This window comes from Nocardia concava NBRC 100430, from assembly GCF_000308815.1.
GTDB lineage: Bacteria > Actinomycetota > Actinomycetes > Mycobacteriales > Mycobacteriaceae > Nocardia > Nocardia concava.
On record NZ_BAFX01000001.1, the window covers coordinates 22,282 to 37,028 of the forward strand.

Consider the following 14,747-nt stretch of genomic DNA (forward strand, 5'->3'; position numbering starts at 1 on the left):
AAGGGGTGGTGAGCGGAAAATTTGCGAGTTTTCGGCAAACCCTCCGGCCGGGTTCGAAACCCATCGCGCGCAAGGGGTTGAAATCGGGTCGGAAACTCGACCGCGGGGATAGTTTCGAGCCCCTCCGCAGACCGTCCGCAAAGCGGATGCCGGGTATTAGCGATCTTGTCGGGTTCCCTACGGGGAAGCTGCATTTCGCCTGGTCGCGTTATACGCCGGGCGGCCAAGTCGGAGGTTGCGTAGCCATAACGATTGTGTAGAGTCATCGGCAACGCTGGCCGCAGCTGAGCCGGACTCGCTGCGGCCAGTGGAAATCAATCCGACGGTTACGCGACTACGAAGTCGCCACTCCCACAACCGGTTCCGGACCCTTCTCGATCGAATAGCCCGTGATGTGCTCCGGGCGCTCCGCTGCTTCCTGCTCGCGCACCGCGATCCTCCCGCGCCCGAAGACGTAGGCCAGGAAGCCGAGTTCGGCCAGCGCCCCGATCCCGACCCGCAGTGCGGTGGGCAGTCCGCTGGGCGTCACGAAGCCCTCCAGGAAGCCCGAAACCAGGAGCACGCCGACCAGTCCGAGCGCGATCACGGCGGTCGCCCGGCCCTGCCGGGCCAGTGCCTGCGGGCGGCTCTCCTTACCCGGATCGATCAGGGTCCAGCCCAGTTTCAGGCCCGCCCCGCCGGCCACGAAAATGGCTGTGAGCTCCAGCATTCCGTGCGGCAGGATCCAGCCGAAGAAGGGGCCGAGCCGCCCCGCCTCGGCCATCAGGCCGGCGCTGATCCCGAGGTTCATGGCGTTCATGAAGAGCAGGTACACCGCGGGCAGGATGAGCACGCCGAGGAACAGCGCCATGGCCGACACCCACGCGTTGTTGGTCCACACCTTGGCGGCGAAGGCGTCGTGCGGGTGCTCGTAGTAGTAGGTCTCGAATTCGCCACCGGGCCGCGTCAAGACGTCTGTATCCGTGTCCAGCCCGAGATGTCGCCGCGCGGCTTCCGAATTCGCCACCCAGGCCGCCAGCGCGGCCGAGCCGAGCAGGAACAGCGTCGCCACCGAGACCCACCAGGGCCAGGCCCGGTAGACGGCGGCCGGGAAGCGGTGGCTGAAGAAGTAGCCGATCTCGCGCAGGGTGTCGATGCGGGCGCTCAGTATGCGGCCCCGCGCCCGGGTCAGCACCGCCGAAAGCCCGGCGATGAGTTCGGGATCCGCCTCCCGCGTCTGCAACCGGGCCAGCTGCTGGGACGCCAGGCGGTACAGCCGGACCAATTCGTCCGCCTCCGCGCCGTCCAGGCGCTTGCGGCGGGAGGCCAGCTGATCCAATCGGTCCCAGGCGGGCTTGTGCACGAACGTGTACGCGTCCAGATCCATGAGTACCCCTCCTGCGCCAACGCTGACAGAATGCTATCCATCTCGATCTCACCCGGCGGAGGAAGACGACCCTCATGGCACTTTTCACCACCGGCGAGGCCGTGGCCGTCGAATTGCCGATCGCGCGGATACCGACCCGGGCCGCGGCGTTCCTGCTCGATCTGATCCTGCAGGTGATTCTCGGAATTCTGCTGGTGCTGGCGTTCGAACTGCTGCTGGTGTGGATCGGCGCGGATTCCGCGTGGCGCGATGCCGCGGGCGTGGTGGCCATGGTGAGCGCGCTGATCGGGTATCCCGTGCTGTTCGAGACGTTTTCGCGCGGGCGCTCGGTCGGCAAGATGGCGGTCGGGCTGCGGGTGGTGCGCGCCGACGGCGGGCCCATCGACTTCCGGCACGCGGTGACGCGGGGGCTGGCGGGGATCGTGGACTTCTGGATTCTGGGCACCGGGCTGATCGCCATCGTGGTGTCCATGTGCTCGCCGAATGCCCGGCGGGTGGGTGACGCGCTGGCGGGGACCGTGGTCGTGCACGATCGCAGCCGCCTGCCCTTCGCCGCGCTGGCCGCGCCGCCGCCGTGGCTGGTGGGCTGGGCGCGGCAACTCGATCTGTCCGGTCTCCCGGACGATCTGGTGCTGTCGATGCGGAAGTACCTGCTGCGCTTCCGGACCCTGACGCCCGAGGTGCAGGACCGGCTGGGGCGCGCGCTGGTGATCGCCGTCTGCGCGAAGCTGCGCACGCCGCCGCTGAATGGTTATCCGCCGCTGCAGATTCTGGGCGCGGTGCTGGCCGAGCGGCAGCGGCGCACCATCGTGAAGGTGGCACCGCCGCCGCCCTACGCCGTGCGGCCGGTCGCGGTGCCGCCTACAGCGCTCCGGTCCGCTTGAGTTCCAGGTATTCGTCGGCCAGCGCCTCGGGCAGCCGGTCGGGTGCGGCGGCGATGACGCGGACGCCCATGCGGCGCAGGGTTTCCCGCGCCACGGCGTGCTCGGCGATGACATTCTCGGCGGCGGCCGCGGCATAGAGGTCATCCAGACCTGTCCGTCGAGTCGTGGCCGCGGCCACCTCCGGATCGGTCACCGAGACGACCAGCACCCGATGCCTTTCGGCCAGCACCGGCAACACGGGGAGCAGACCCTCCTGCACGGTGGCGGCATCCAGATGGGTGAACCACACGACCAGGCTGCGGCGGCGGGCGCGCTGCAGGGTGGCGCGCAGCAGACCCTGATAGTCGGTGTCGACCAGTTCGGGGGCGAGCCCGGCGAGCGCGTGCATGAGCTTGACCTGCAGGCGTTTTCCGCCGATGCCGCGCACCTCGGTGCGGACGCGACGGTCGTAGGCCAGCAGATCCACCGAATCGCCGCCCGCGGCGGCCAGACCGCCGAGCAGCAGGGACGCCTCGATGGTGGCGTCCAGGCGGGTCGTCGATCCCACCCGTCCCGCGCTCACCCGGCCGGTGTCCAGCAACATGACCACGTGCCGGTTGCGTTCCGGCCGCCAGGTGCGCACCAGCACGTCATTGGCGCGCGCGGTGGCGCGCCAGTCGATGGTGCGCACATCGTCGCCCGCGACATATTCACGGAAGGAATCGAATTCGGTGCCCTGACCGCGAATCGTGGTGGTGTTGCGGCCCTCCAGATGCTGCAGCTGCTTGACCTTGGAGGCGAGCAGCCGCTCGCTGCGGAACGGCGGCAGCGCGCGCAGCCGGGCCGGGACCTGGCGGCGCACCTGGCGTCCGGCCATCCCCAGCGGGCCGAGCAGCCGCAGCGTCACCGGACCGGCCGCGCGGTCGCCGTGATAGTCGGGGGTCAGCTCGGTGCGCAGCCGAATCCTGGTGTTGGGCGGCAGCTTCAGCGCGTGGGTGCGGTGGCGGGCGTGCGCGCTGGGCGGCCAGTCGTCCCACAGCGTCCCGCGCATCGACCGGGTACCGGCATTGAGCACCGCCAGTTCCACCTCGATGCTGCGGCCGGTGCGCACGGTGGTGAGCGGCTCCCGCGAAAGCTCCAGCGCGCCCGGCGATCCCAGCGCCAGCAGATCCACGGCGATGAGCGCCGCCAGCACCAGCGTGGCGATCAGCACCCCGAGCCACGACGGCAGCGCCAGCGTGACGAACAGGGCCGCCAGCACCGCCGCGGCGGCCAGGCGGCCGGTGACGACCACGGCCTAGACCGGAACGGGGACGGACATCAGCAGCGAGGCCAGCACGCCCTCGGCGGTGACGCCCTCCACCTCGTGCTCGGGCCGCAGGTGCAGGCGGTGCCGGAGTACCGGCGTCGCAACGGCTTTCACATCGTCGGGCGTGGTGTAGGCGCGCCCGTTGAGCCAGGCGAAGGCGCGCGCGGCCGCCATCAGCGCGGTCGCGCCGCGGGTGGACGCGCCGTGCGCGACGGCGGGGGAGGTGCGGGTGGCCCGGCAGATGTCCACCGTGTACGCCAGCACCTCGGGGCTGATGGCCACCTGCGCGATGGCGGCGCGGGCGGCCGCCAGGTGCGCGGCATTCGCTACCGGGCGCAGTCCGGCCGCGGCCAGATCGCGCGGATCGAAGCCGGCGGCATGGCGCTGCAGGATGCGGAATTCGTCGTCGCGCCCGGGCAATTGGACGTCCACCTTGAACAGGAACCGGTCCAGCTGCGCCTCCGGCAGCGGATAGGTGCCCTCCTGCTCGATCGGGTTCTGGGTGGCGACCACCACGAACGGATCGGGCAGGGGCCGCGGCACGCCGTCCACCGAAACCTGGCGTTCCTCCATGGATTCCAACAGCGCCGACTGCGTCTTGGGCGGGGTGCGGTTGATCTCGTCGGCCAGCAGCAGATTGGTGAAGACCGGGCCGCGGCGGAAGGTGAATTCGGCCGAGTGCGGATCGTAGATCTGCGAACCGGTGACATCGCCCGGCATCAGGTCGGGGGTGAACTGGACGCGGGCGTGCTCCAGATCCAGCGAGGTGGCCAGCGCGCGCACCAGCAGCGTCTTGGCCACGCCCGGAACGCCTTCCAGCAGCACGTGCCCGCGGCACAGCAGCGCCAGCACCAGGAACATGACGGCGTGATCGTTGCCCACGACCGCCTTGCCGATCTCGGCGCGCAGGGCCAGCAGCGCCTGCTGGGCCTCCTGCGGGGAGGGCGCGCGACCGTCCGCGTCCTTGACGAGATCGGCCTTCTCGGTGAGACCGGTGTTGTTGGACAGTTCGGTCACAAGACCTCCGCTTCGATCCATTCGAGTTGTGCGGCCACGAGTTCCAACGTGCCCCGATCGGCGACCGGGTCGTAGAGGGCGGCGCGGATCACGGCCGGATCGGCGCCGACGCGGGCGCTCACCGCCGCGGTCACCAGTTCGGCCGGGGTGTCGGCGGTGACGCCGAGCGTGGGCCGCAGCCGCCGCAGCGCCGCCGCCCGTAGTTTGGCCGCGACGTGTTCGTGGTCGCGGGATTTCCGGTACAGCCCGGCCTGTCCGGCCAGGAGTTCGTGCGCCGGGGCCTCCACCGGCAGCGGTTCGCGCACGACGGCGCCGCGGCGGCGACCGCGCCACCACAGCACCGCGGCCCAGGCGATGAGGAACTGCAGGCCGCCGAAGGCCAGCCAGTTCGGCAGCGACTGGAAGATCGAGTCGCTGCCCTCGCCGAAGTCCGGCGGCGGCACGTCCGGTCGCTTCGGCGGCTTGGTCGGCGGATCGGGCGGCACCTCGGTGGGCGGATGCACCGAGGGCGCGGGCCCGAGGTGGCTGATCACGTACACCAGCAGCACGATGGCGACGATCCCGCCGACGACGGCCCAGAACCGCCAATCCCGCAGCAGCTCCGGCAGTTCCGGCCGCTCCCGGGCGGTCTTGTCCCGGGCCGCCTTGGCCTTGCGCTTCTTGCGTTTCTCGGTGAGCTCGACCGGCCCGTCCTTGGGCGGCGGCGCGATCGAATACCGGTCCGCCTGTTCGAGACGGCGGTACTCGGCCTCGGTCCCGTAGCGACCGCCGTAGACGACCTCGTCGAAACTGTGTGCCGCCGAGGGCAGTTCACCCGCGTCCGGCACGCTGGCCGCCGCGGCCCGCGCGGTCTCCTGGGCGGTCCGTGCCCGCTCTTCCTCGAGCAGGCCGCGCTGCTCCAGCCCGCGCGTGACCGCGCGATACCGTTCGCGCAGCGCCGCACCGAAATCGCCGCGCCGGGCGGCGTCCTCGGACGCGGCCAGGTGGGCGGCGGCCGGACCCAGGGCGGGTTCGGGGGGAACGGGAATCCGATCGGTCTCGGTCATCGGGCGTCTCCGGCCGGCAGCGTGATGTCCCATGCCTCGCGGCGGCAGCGCCGGTCGACATAGGTCACGACCTGGGTCGCGGATTCCACCAGCTCGCCCAGCGCCACCATGAGCAGGGCCGCGGTGATGATCAGGACCGTCACTGTCCAGCGGTGCGTGCCCGAGAAGTCCGCGATGAACTGCGGCAGCGCCAGCACCGGAACGATGAGCACGACCAGCAGCCCGCGCAGGTACAGCCAGAGCCCGACCGACTGCCATTCCGTACCGCCCGCAAGCAGTTTCGCGCGGCGGGCGGCGGCGCGGTAGCCGACGGGGGTGTCGAAGAGGATGGGCACCAGGGTGGATCGCTTTCCGCGCAGCCAGGCCAGCCAGATGACCGCGAAGGGCGCGGTGATCAGCAGGGGAGTGCCCAGCGCCAGCACGCCGAGACCGATCAGCGTGTACATCACCTGATACGCCAGCAGCGGCCCGGCTCCGGAGGCCAACCGCCCCAGTGCTTCCCGGCCGCGCAGCGGCGTGCGGTGCACGACCGACAGTCCGATCGGAACGGTCACGCCGCGAATGAAGAAGCGGAGCACCCACGCGCAGCACAGGGTCACCAGCAGTGCGCCCCAGAAGGTTCCGCTGTCGGAGTCATGGGTGAGGTCGGCCGCCAGGACCGTGCCCCCGATCGCGACCAGGGCGGCCACCGCCACGGCCGGGCCGATCAGGGCGACCAGGGTCTTGATCCGGGCCTGGATCAGCGCGAACGGCAGATCCAGCAGTTCCCGGAACTGCATCGGGCGAATCGGGACAACCACCGGATCGGTAGAAGTCGGTCCCCCCACCGAGCCGGTCGGCGAACCGACGGAGTCGGCGGCGGTCGGCAACACGCGCCCACTCTATCCCGACCAGCGTGTTCAGTCGCCTGATAGCAGCCGTGCCACGACCTGCCGGTAAAGGTCGGGGTCGATGGGCGGCATGCCCATCAGGGCGCGCAGGTAGACGCCGTCGCCGACCAGGCGCACGATCTCGGCCCGGACCGGATCGTCGATCTCGTTGTCCAGGGCGACCTTCCACCCGGCCAGCACCTCGGTGAGGGCCCGGTCGGTCTCGGCCTGTGCGGCATCCGGGGGTGCGTCGATGGTCCGCATGGCGGCCAGCATGGATCGGTAGAGGGCGAGTTCTACGGCGTCGGTGTCGTCCTCGGGGTGCGGGGCCTGCAGATACCACTCGGCCACCGAACGACCCTGTTCCACGGCGGTTTTCACCTGCTGGTCGGCCCGGTCGCCGACGCGCCGCAGCAGTCCGGCGATGAGCGCGTCCTTGCTCTTGAAGTGATAGAGCAGCCCGCCCTTGGAGACGCCCGCGGTGGCGGCCACGTTCTCCAGGGTCACCTGGGACAGGCCCTTGTCGAGCAGCAGGGTCTCGAGCGCGTCGAGGATCCGGTCGCGGGTGCCGGCGGGGTCGCGAGGGGTCACAAGTCTTGACTGTACCGTCTGGACGGTTCAGAATGCTACTGTACCGTCTGGACGGTTCACGACCTCGAAAGAGAAAGCTGATGACCACCTCGCCGACCGCACGCTCCGGAACTCCCGCCACCCTGCGGCCCACCGCCACCACCCCCGCACCGAAGGCCCGACCCCGCGACTGGGCCGGGCTCGGCGTGCTGGCGCTGGCGCTGCTGCTGATCGCGGTCGACGCCACCGTGCTGGACCTGGCGGTCCCGTCCATCACCGCGGACCTGTCCCCGACCACGCCGCAGCTGCTCTGGATCATCGACGTCTACTCGTTCGTGCTCGCGGGCCTGCTGGTCACCATGGGCACCATCGGCGACCGCATCGGCCGCCGCCGCCTGCTGCTCATCGGCGCGGCCGGTTTCGCCGCGGCCTCCGCGCTCGCGGCCTGGGCCGTCAACCCCGAAATGCTCATCGCCGCACGGGTTCTGCAGGGTGTCGCCGGTGCGACCCTGATGCCCGCCACCCTGGGCCTGATCCGGTCGATGTTCGCCGACGCCCGTCAGCGCACCCTCGCGATTTCGGTCTGGGGCGCCATGGCCGCATCCGGTGCGGCGTTCGGTCCGCTGCTGGGCGGCTGGATGCTCGAGCACTTCTGGTGGGGCTCGGTCTTCCTGGTGAACCTGCCGGTCATGGCGCTGCTGCTGGTGCTGGCCCCGGCCCTGGTGCCGGAGTCGCGTGACCCCAACCCGGGCCGCTTCGACCTGCTCAGCGCCGGGCTCTCGATGCTGGCCCTGATCCCGATCGTGTACGCGGTCAAGGAGATCGCGGCCCACGGTCCGAGCCTGAACCTGCTGTTCATCGCGCTCGTCGGCGTGGTCTCGGGGGTGGCGTTCGTGCGTCGTCAGCGCGGCCTGAAATCGCCGCTGATCGACCTGGACCTGTTCCGCCTGCCCGCCTTCCGGGCCGCCGTGTTCACCAACCTGCTGTCGGTGTTCGCGCTGGCCGGCGTGCTGTTCTTCGGTTCGCAGTACCTGCAGCTGGTGCTGGGCAAGTCCCCGCTGGAGGCCGGTCTGCTGCTGATCCCGGGCACCGTCGGTTCCATGCTCGGCGCGCTGGCCGCGGCCTGGCTGGTCCGATTCTGGCGTCCGGCAACGGTATTGGCGGGCTCGCTGGTGACGGTCGCGATCGGCGCGACGTTCTACTGGCTGCTGCCCACCGACCCGCAGGGCTCGGTGACCCCGTTCATCGTCGGCTTCCTTTTGATCGGCCTCGGTGAGGGCGTGGCGCTCACGGTCTCGTCCGACATGATCGTGAGCACCGCGCCGGAGGCCCGCGCGGGCAATGCCGCCGCGATTTCGGAGACGGCCATGGAGATGGGCATCGCGCTGGGCGTCGCGATCCTGGGCAGTGCCGTGATGGCGTCGTTCCGCCACGGCCTGGACCTGTCGCACGTGCCGTCCGCCCAGGCCGACGCGGCGCGCGAATCCCTGGGCGGGGCCATCGAAACCGCCCGCGGCCTACCGCAACCGGCGGCCGGCGAGCTGTTGAACTCGGCGCACTCCGCCTTCGTCAGCGGCATCCATCTGGCGGCCACCTCCACGGCGGCCATCCTGCTGCTGACCGCGGTCGTCGCCTACCGGGCGGCCCGCAAGCAGCGGGCCTGAGCGTGCCTACTGCCCCTTGCCCGGGGGCAGTTCGCGCGGATTGCGGTAGTCGAGTTCGGGATTGCGGCGCGGGTCGAGCGCGCCCTGCTGCGGGGCGGCGGGCAGCGGATATCCCGGCTCGACCACCTGACCCTGGGGGAGTGCGCCGTAGGGGTACTGCGCGTACGGCTGATCCACCACGGTCGAGGCGACCCGCTCGGCATGCACCTGCTGCGGCGAACCCGGCGGCAGTTGATATCCGTACTGCGGCTGGGCGAAGGCCTGCTGCTGTTGCGGCTGACCGGAATCCGTGGAATCCACCGTCACCTTGCGGGTGCGGCGCAGCGTGAAGGTGATCTCCTCCGCCTCCTCGAACGCCTGGCGCACCGTGCGCAGCGGATGCGTCGCGGTATCGAGGGCATTGGCCACGAACGACGGCACCAGCGGCCGGATCCAGCGCGCGGCGGTGTCGGTGAACGGCACCGTGCCGATGATCGGAAGCTCCAGTCCGCCACCCTTGTTCGCCTCGGCGGGCTGGGCGACGGGCAGGGCGGCCGGCGCGGCGGGCGCGAGCGCGCCGGCGGGCGGCAGCGGAGCCAGCGCTCCCGAGGTGAGCTGGGCGGGCAGGTTGGGCGACTGGGTCACTATCCCCTCCGGGAGTTCATGTCTGGCGGCACTGTCGAATTCGGCCACCGCGCGCTGCGCGGGTTCGGTGATGCCGATCTCGAAATTGCCGATGGCGGCGATGATGCGGGTGCGCTGCCGTTCCCGGTCGATGGCGGTGTCGGCGTGCGCGGTCAGCCGCGCGGCGGTGAGTTGCTGGTCGGCGCGCAGCTTTTCGGTCTCCAGCCGCACCTCGGCCTGTTTGACGGCGATGGCGGTGGTGGCGGCCTGGTCGATGCGATCGGTGGCGGTGCGGACCGCGACGGTGCGGTCGAAGGCCGTCTCGCCCCGCCACCAGCGCAGCAGCAGCGGCAGCAGGGCCAGCGTGATCAGCAGCAGGGCGATCGCGAGCCGCAGGGCCAGCGGCCCGAAATGTCCTGCGGTGTAGTCGTTCATGGCCACCCAGCGCGCCCCGAGCCCGCGGTCGCCCTCGGTGTAGGCGTTCTTGCGGGCGGCGGCGAGGGCCTTGTCCTGCTCGGTGACCTTGGCGTCGAGACCGTCCACCTTGCCCTGCGCGGTCGCGAGCTGGGTGCGCGCGTCGTCGAGCATCTGGTTGGCGGTGCGCTCCTCGGGACCGCGCCCGGGCACACCGGTTTTCGGCGCGTCGGCGCAGTCCTGGCTCGGGTTGTATTCGCAGCGGGCGATCTTCAGCGCGGTGGCGACATCGGTCTTCGCGGTGGCGATCTGCTGGTCCAGCGCGGTGCGGTCGGCCTTGGCCCGATCGAAATCGGTGCGCGCGGTGACCACGGCGGGCGCGGATTCCACGGCGCGCTGGGCGGTTTCGTCGAGCAGCCGGTTCACGGTGCCGGAGAACAGTACGGTGCAGGCCAATTCGGCGATCACCACCCCGGCGACCACGGCCACCGCGATGCGACCGGCGAATTCGGCCACGGCACGGCGGTTTTCACCCCGGTGCGGGGTGGCGGCGGTGGCCAGTGCCCGGGAGAGCGCACCCACCAACAGGGTCGCGATGAGCGCGATCGCCATGACGGCGATGATCGGCCAGCCCGCGGCGGCCGTGGCGACGGCGGTCACCACGCCCGCGGTGGCCGCGAACAACGCCACCACCGCGCCGGTGACCGTGTATCCCCCGCGTTCGGTTCGGTCGATGAGCTGCGGCTCCGCCCCACCGAGCCATACCAACAGTGCGCCCAGTCCGGCGGCTTTCTCAGTCATGGGAGCTCACATCCCTTTAAGTCCCAGTGATTCTGCTTCGAAACCGTCGCTGATTCGTTGTCTCAGCGTGACAGGCGTACAGCTGTTCCATCGACCGAGGCGGCTGGGATGTGGCCAGCCTCACAGTGGCATGTTTCCGGCGTATGACGTGGTGTTGATCACGCGTCGAACGGCCTGGATATGGCCGAAAACGGGGATGGGAGACAGTTTTACAGTTAGCTGAGCGTGTGCTGAATCCCACATTCAGGAAAAATTCCGTACGGTCGGCAGGTTGCCTGGCCATGTCGGCCGAGAGGCCGCCGCGCCGGCGGAACTTGTCCGGAAAGTTAGCCGCCTAACGCCCGGTTTGCCGGATCCCTTTGCGGGGAAATCTGTTTCATTGCAGGTGGGAGGCGGTCCGGAGCTGCGCCGGACGGCCCAGGTCGGAGCCCTCGCGGGCCTGCGATGCAGTGGTGAACTCAACTGAAACACCCATGCACACCTGCTTTACACTGGAGACCGCGCGTGTGTTGGAGGACCGATGAAGAAGCCCAGCTAGAAGCTGGAATTAGCGCAACCTAAGTTGGTTGGGCTCCAGTCCTGACTTATCGTTTGCTCTTACGCCGAACTACACAATTCGGCATAACTCCCCATACGGTCAGAGGCCCGATCGGTGCTCAGCCTAGCGGGCGAGAACGGCGCGGTGTGTAGCGAACGCGTAAGAGTTCCGTTACCACCGAGCACCCGACTAGGTAATCGAAGCGGGTCGACAACTGCAAAGTTGACTGCACGGAGTGACCATCAGCGCCGCTGGTCTCCGAAACGTCCGGGCGCAGTCCCTACCGGAGGCGTTCGACGAAGGCCCTTTTTCTTCGAAGGCCTGTTTTTTGTGAAGGCAGAGGCATGACGCAACTTCCTGGCCACAGGTCCCCTGGACCCATCGGGCTCTATGACCCGGCGAACGAACACGACGCCTGTGGTGTCGCATTCGTCGTCGACATGCACGGCCGCCGCAGCCGCGACATCGTCGACAAGGCTATTACGGCATTGCTGAACCTGGAGCACCGTGGCGCGGCCGGCGCCGAACCCAACTCGGGTGACGGCGCGGGCATCCTGATCCAGCTCCCGGACAAGTTCTTCCGTGCGGTCGTCGACTTCGAGCTCCCCGCCGAAGGTTCGTACGCCACCGGTATCGCGTTCCTCCCGCAGGCCCGCCGCGAGGCCGCCCGCGCGGGATACGGCGTGGAGAAGATCGTGCGCGAGGAGGGCCTCGAGGTCCTCGGCTGGCGCGAGGTCCCGATCGACGAGTCGTCGCTGGGCGCGCTCTCGCGCGACGCGATGCCGACGTTCCGGCAGATCTTCATCGCCTCGCCCAAGGACTCGGCCGAGCAGCTCTCCGGCATGGACCTGGAGCGCCGCGCCTACGTGATCCGCAAGCGCGTCGAGCACGAGCTCGGCAAGGCGGGCGCCGGCGAGGGCGCGACCGGCAAGGAATCGGTCTACTTCCCGAGCCTGTCCGGCGAGACCTTCGTCTACAAGGGCATGTTCACCACGCCGCAGCTGCGGGCGTTCTACCTGGACCTGCAGGACGACCGGGTCGAGTCGGCGCTGGGCATCGTGCACTCGCGCTTCTCCACCAACACCTTCCCGTCGTGGCCGCTGGCGCACCCGTTCCGGCGCGTCGCCCACAACGGTGAGATCAACACCGTCTCCGGCAACGAGAACTGGATGCGGGCGCGTGAGGCGCTGCTGAACTCCAACGTGTTCGGCACCGACTCCGAGGGCAACAACCGCCTGGAGAAGATCTTCCCGGTCTGTACCCCGGGCGCCTCGGACACCGCGCGTTTCGACGAGGTGCTCGAGCTGCTGCACCTGGGCGGCCGCAGCCTGCCGCACGCCGTGCTCATGATGATTCCGGAGGCGTGGGAGCGCCACGAGTCCATGAGCCCGGAGCAGCGCGCCTTCTACCGCTACCACTCCTTCCTCATGGAGCCCTGGGACGGCCCGGCCTCGGTGTGCTTCACCGACGGCACGGTCGTCGGCGCGGTGCTGGACCGCAACGGTCTGCGCCCCGGCCGCATCTGGGTGACCGAGGACGGCCTGTGCGTGCTGGCCTCCGAGGTCGGCGTGCTGGACATCGATCCGGCCAAGATCGTCTACAAGAAGCGCCTGCAGCCCGGCCACATGTTCCTGGTCGACACCTCGCAGGGCCGCATCATCTCCGATGACGAGGTCAAGCAGTCGCTGGCCACCGAGTTCCCGTACCAGCAGTGGCTGGACGAGGGCCCGACCAAGCTGAGCGATCTGCCCGATCGCCCGCACGAGCACATGTCGCACGATCGCGTGCTGATCCGCCAGCAGATCTTCGGATACACCACCGAGGAACTGAACCTGCTGGTCTCGCCGATGGCGCAGACCGGTGGCGAGGCGCTCGGCTCGATGGGCACCGACACCCCGATCGCGGTGCTCTCGTCGCGTCCGCGCCTGCTGTTCGACTACTTCTCGCAGCTGTTCGCGCAGGTCACCAACCCGCCGCTGGACGCCATCCGCGAAGAGGTGGTCACCTCGCTGCGCAGCATGATCGGCCCCGAGGCCGACCTGCTGAACCCGGGACCGGAGTCCTGCGGTCAGATCACCCTGACCCAGCCGATCCTGGACAACGACGAGCTGTCCAAGCTGGTCCACATCAACGACGACGGTTCGCGTCCGCATCTGCGGTCGGTGGTCGTGCACGGCCTGTACCCGGTCAAGAAGGGCGGCAAGGGACTTCGCAAGGCCATCGAGGCCGTGCAGCGTCAGGTCTCGGCCGCGATCGACGGCGGCGCGCGCATCATCGTGCTGTCCGACCGCGAGTCCAACGAGAAGCTGGCGCCGATCCCGTCGCTGCTGCTGACCGCCGCGGTGCACCACCACCTGGTCCGCGAGCGCACCCGCACCAAGGTCGGCCTGGTCGTGGAGGCCGGTGACGCCCGCGAGGTGCACCACATGGCCATGCTGGTCGGCTTCGGCGCGGCGGCCATCAACCCCTACATGGCCTTCGAGTCCATCGAGGACATGCTGGAGCGCGGCGCGCTGCGGATGCCGGGCAGCACCGGCGATCACGCGGCCGACTTCAAGAAGGCCGTCTACAACTACAACAAGGCGGCCGGCAAGGGCGTGCTGAAGGTGATGTCCAAGATGGGCATCTCCACCATCGCCTCCTACCGTGGCGCGCAGCTGTTCCAGGTCGTCGGCCTGGCGCAGGAGCTCGTCGACGAGTACTTCACCGGTCTGAAGTCCCCGCTGGACGGCATCGGCCTCGACGACATCGCCGACGAGGTCGCGCAGCGGCACCGGGTCGCGTTCCTGGAGAACCGCAACGAGCGCGCGCACCGCGAGCTCGAGGTCGGCGGCGAGTACCAGTGGCGTCGCGAGGGCGAGTACCACCTGTTCAACCCGGACACGGTGTTCAAGCTGCAGCACGCCACCCGCTCGGGCCAGTACAAGGTCTTCAAGGAGTACACCAAGCTCGTCGACGATCAGTCGGAGCGCTTGGCCTCGCTGCGCGGCCTGTTCAAGTTCAAGTCCGAGGGTCGCAACCCGATCTCGATCGACGAGGTCGAGCCCGCGTCGGAGATCGTGAAGCGATTCTCCACCGGCGCGATGTCCTACGGCTCCATCTCGGCCGAGGCCCACGAGACCCTGGCCATCGCCATGAACCGGCTCGGCGGTCGCTCGAACTCCGGTGAGGGCGGCGAGCACCCGGCGCGCTTCGAGCCGGAGGAGAACGGCGACTGGCGTCGGTCCGCGATCAAGCAGGTGGCCTCGGGTCGTTTCGGTGTGACCGCGCACTACCTGACCAACTGCACCGACATCCAGATCAAGATGGCGCAGGGCGCGAAGCCCGGTGAGGGCGGCCAGCTTCCGGCGCACAAGGTGTACCCGTGGGTCGCCGAGGTCCGGCACTCGACGCCCGGCGTCGGCCTGATCTCGCCGCCGCCGCACCACGACATCTACTCGATCGAGGATCTGGCGCAGCTGATCCACGACCTGAAGAACGCGAACCCGCAGGCTCGGATTCACGTGAAACTTGTCGCGGAGCCCGGCGTCGGCACCGTCGCCGCGGGTGTCTCCAAGGCGCACGCCGACGTGGTCCTGATCTCGGGTCACGACGGTGGCACCGGTGCGTCCCCGCTGACCTCGCTCAAGCACGCGGGTGGCCCCTGGGAGCTCGGCCTGGCCGAGACCCAGCAGACCCTGCTGCTCA

10 protein-coding genes are annotated in these 14,747 nt (G+C 69.5%); 3 read left to right on the forward strand and 7 right to left on the reverse strand.

Translation table 11 applies throughout. The features are described from left to right. Positions 1-334 precede the first annotated feature (334 nt). Complete coding sequence (locus ON43_RS00125) at positions 335-1,366, reverse strand: stage II sporulation protein M (protein WP_040802234.1); 1,032 nt, start codon at positions 1,364-1,366, stop codon at positions 335-337. Between the two features lie 74 nt (positions 1,367-1,440). Here ON43_RS00125 and ON43_RS00130 point away from each other — a divergent pair, with 74 nt between their 5' ends. Further along, positions 1,441-2,250 carry an RDD family protein gene (locus ON43_RS00130; RefSeq protein WP_040802236.1) on the forward strand — a complete coding sequence of 270 codons (810 nt, stop codon included), beginning with the start codon at positions 1,441-1,443 and terminating at the stop codon, positions 2,248-2,250. Here the strand turns inward: ON43_RS00130 and ON43_RS00135 are convergent. From ON43_RS00135 to ON43_RS00155, 5 genes are all read right to left on the reverse strand, one after another. Further along, positions 2,228-3,523: a DUF58 domain-containing protein gene (locus tag ON43_RS00135; RefSeq protein WP_040802239.1), complete on the reverse strand. Its 1,296-nt coding sequence runs from the start codon at positions 3,521-3,523 to the stop codon at positions 2,228-2,230. The genes ON43_RS00130 and ON43_RS00135 overlap by 23 nt on opposite strands. Before the next feature lie 3 nt (positions 3,524-3,526). After that, the gene (locus tag ON43_RS00140; RefSeq protein WP_040802251.1) at positions 3,527-4,456 is read right to left on the reverse strand and encodes an AAA family ATPase; all 930 of its coding nucleotides are present in this window, start codon (positions 4,454-4,456) and stop codon (positions 3,527-3,529) included. Positions 4,457-4,551: 95 nt separating this feature from the next. Then, a complete protein-coding gene (locus tag ON43_RS00145) occupies positions 4,552-5,601 on the reverse strand; it encodes a DUF4129 domain-containing protein (RefSeq protein ID WP_040802241.1) in 1,050 nt (349 codons plus the stop codon). Continuing rightward, the gene (locus ON43_RS00150; RefSeq protein ID WP_245568412.1) at positions 5,598-6,473 is read right to left on the reverse strand and encodes a hypothetical protein; all 876 of its coding nucleotides are present in this window, start codon (positions 6,471-6,473) and stop codon (positions 5,598-5,600) included. Before ON43_RS00150 ends, ON43_RS00145 begins: the two co-directional genes overlap by 4 nt. A gap of 27 nt (positions 6,474-6,500) precedes the next feature. Further along, a complete protein-coding gene (locus tag ON43_RS00155) occupies positions 6,501-7,061 on the reverse strand; it encodes a TetR/AcrR family transcriptional regulator (protein WP_040802243.1) in 561 nt (186 codons plus the stop codon). An 80-nt stretch (positions 7,062-7,141) separates the two neighbouring features. On the opposite strand from ON43_RS00155, the gene ON43_RS00160 reads away from it, so the two are divergent. Further along, complete coding sequence (locus ON43_RS00160; RefSeq protein WP_040802244.1) at positions 7,142-8,704, forward strand: MFS transporter; 1,563 nt, start codon at positions 7,142-7,144, stop codon at positions 8,702-8,704. 6 nt (positions 8,705-8,710) lie between these two features. Here ON43_RS00160 and ON43_RS00165 read toward each other — a convergent pair whose 3' ends face one another. After that, positions 8,711-10,522 (reverse strand): DUF4407 domain-containing protein, encoded by a 1,812-nt coding sequence (locus ON43_RS00165; RefSeq protein ID WP_040802246.1) that lies wholly within the window; start codon positions 10,520-10,522, stop codon positions 8,711-8,713. A gap of 882 nt (positions 10,523-11,404) precedes the next feature. Here ON43_RS00165 and gltB point away from each other — a divergent pair. Beyond that, the coding region (gltB, locus tag ON43_RS00170) for a glutamate synthase large subunit (protein WP_040802254.1) at positions 11,405-14,747 on the forward strand (3,343 nt) is incomplete at its 3' end.

Coding starts and splice junctions, on each gene's coding strand:
- ON43_RS00160 (WP_040802244.1), top strand. CDS start 7,142: ATGACCACCTCGCCGACCGCACGCTCCGGAACTCCCGCCACCCTGCGG.
- ON43_RS00130 (WP_040802236.1), top strand. CDS start 1,441: ATGGCACTTTTCACCACCGGCGAGGCCGTGGCCGTCGAATTGCCGATC.
- ON43_RS00145 (WP_040802241.1), bottom strand. CDS start 5,601: ATGACCGAGACCGATCGGATTCCCGTTCCCCCCGAACCCGCCCTGGGT.
- ON43_RS00125 (WP_040802234.1), bottom strand. CDS start 1,366: ATGGATCTGGACGCGTACACGTTCGTGCACAAGCCCGCCTGGGACCGA.
- ON43_RS00165 (WP_040802246.1), bottom strand. CDS start 10,522: ATGACTGAGAAAGCCGCCGGACTGGGCGCACTGTTGGTATGGCTCGGT.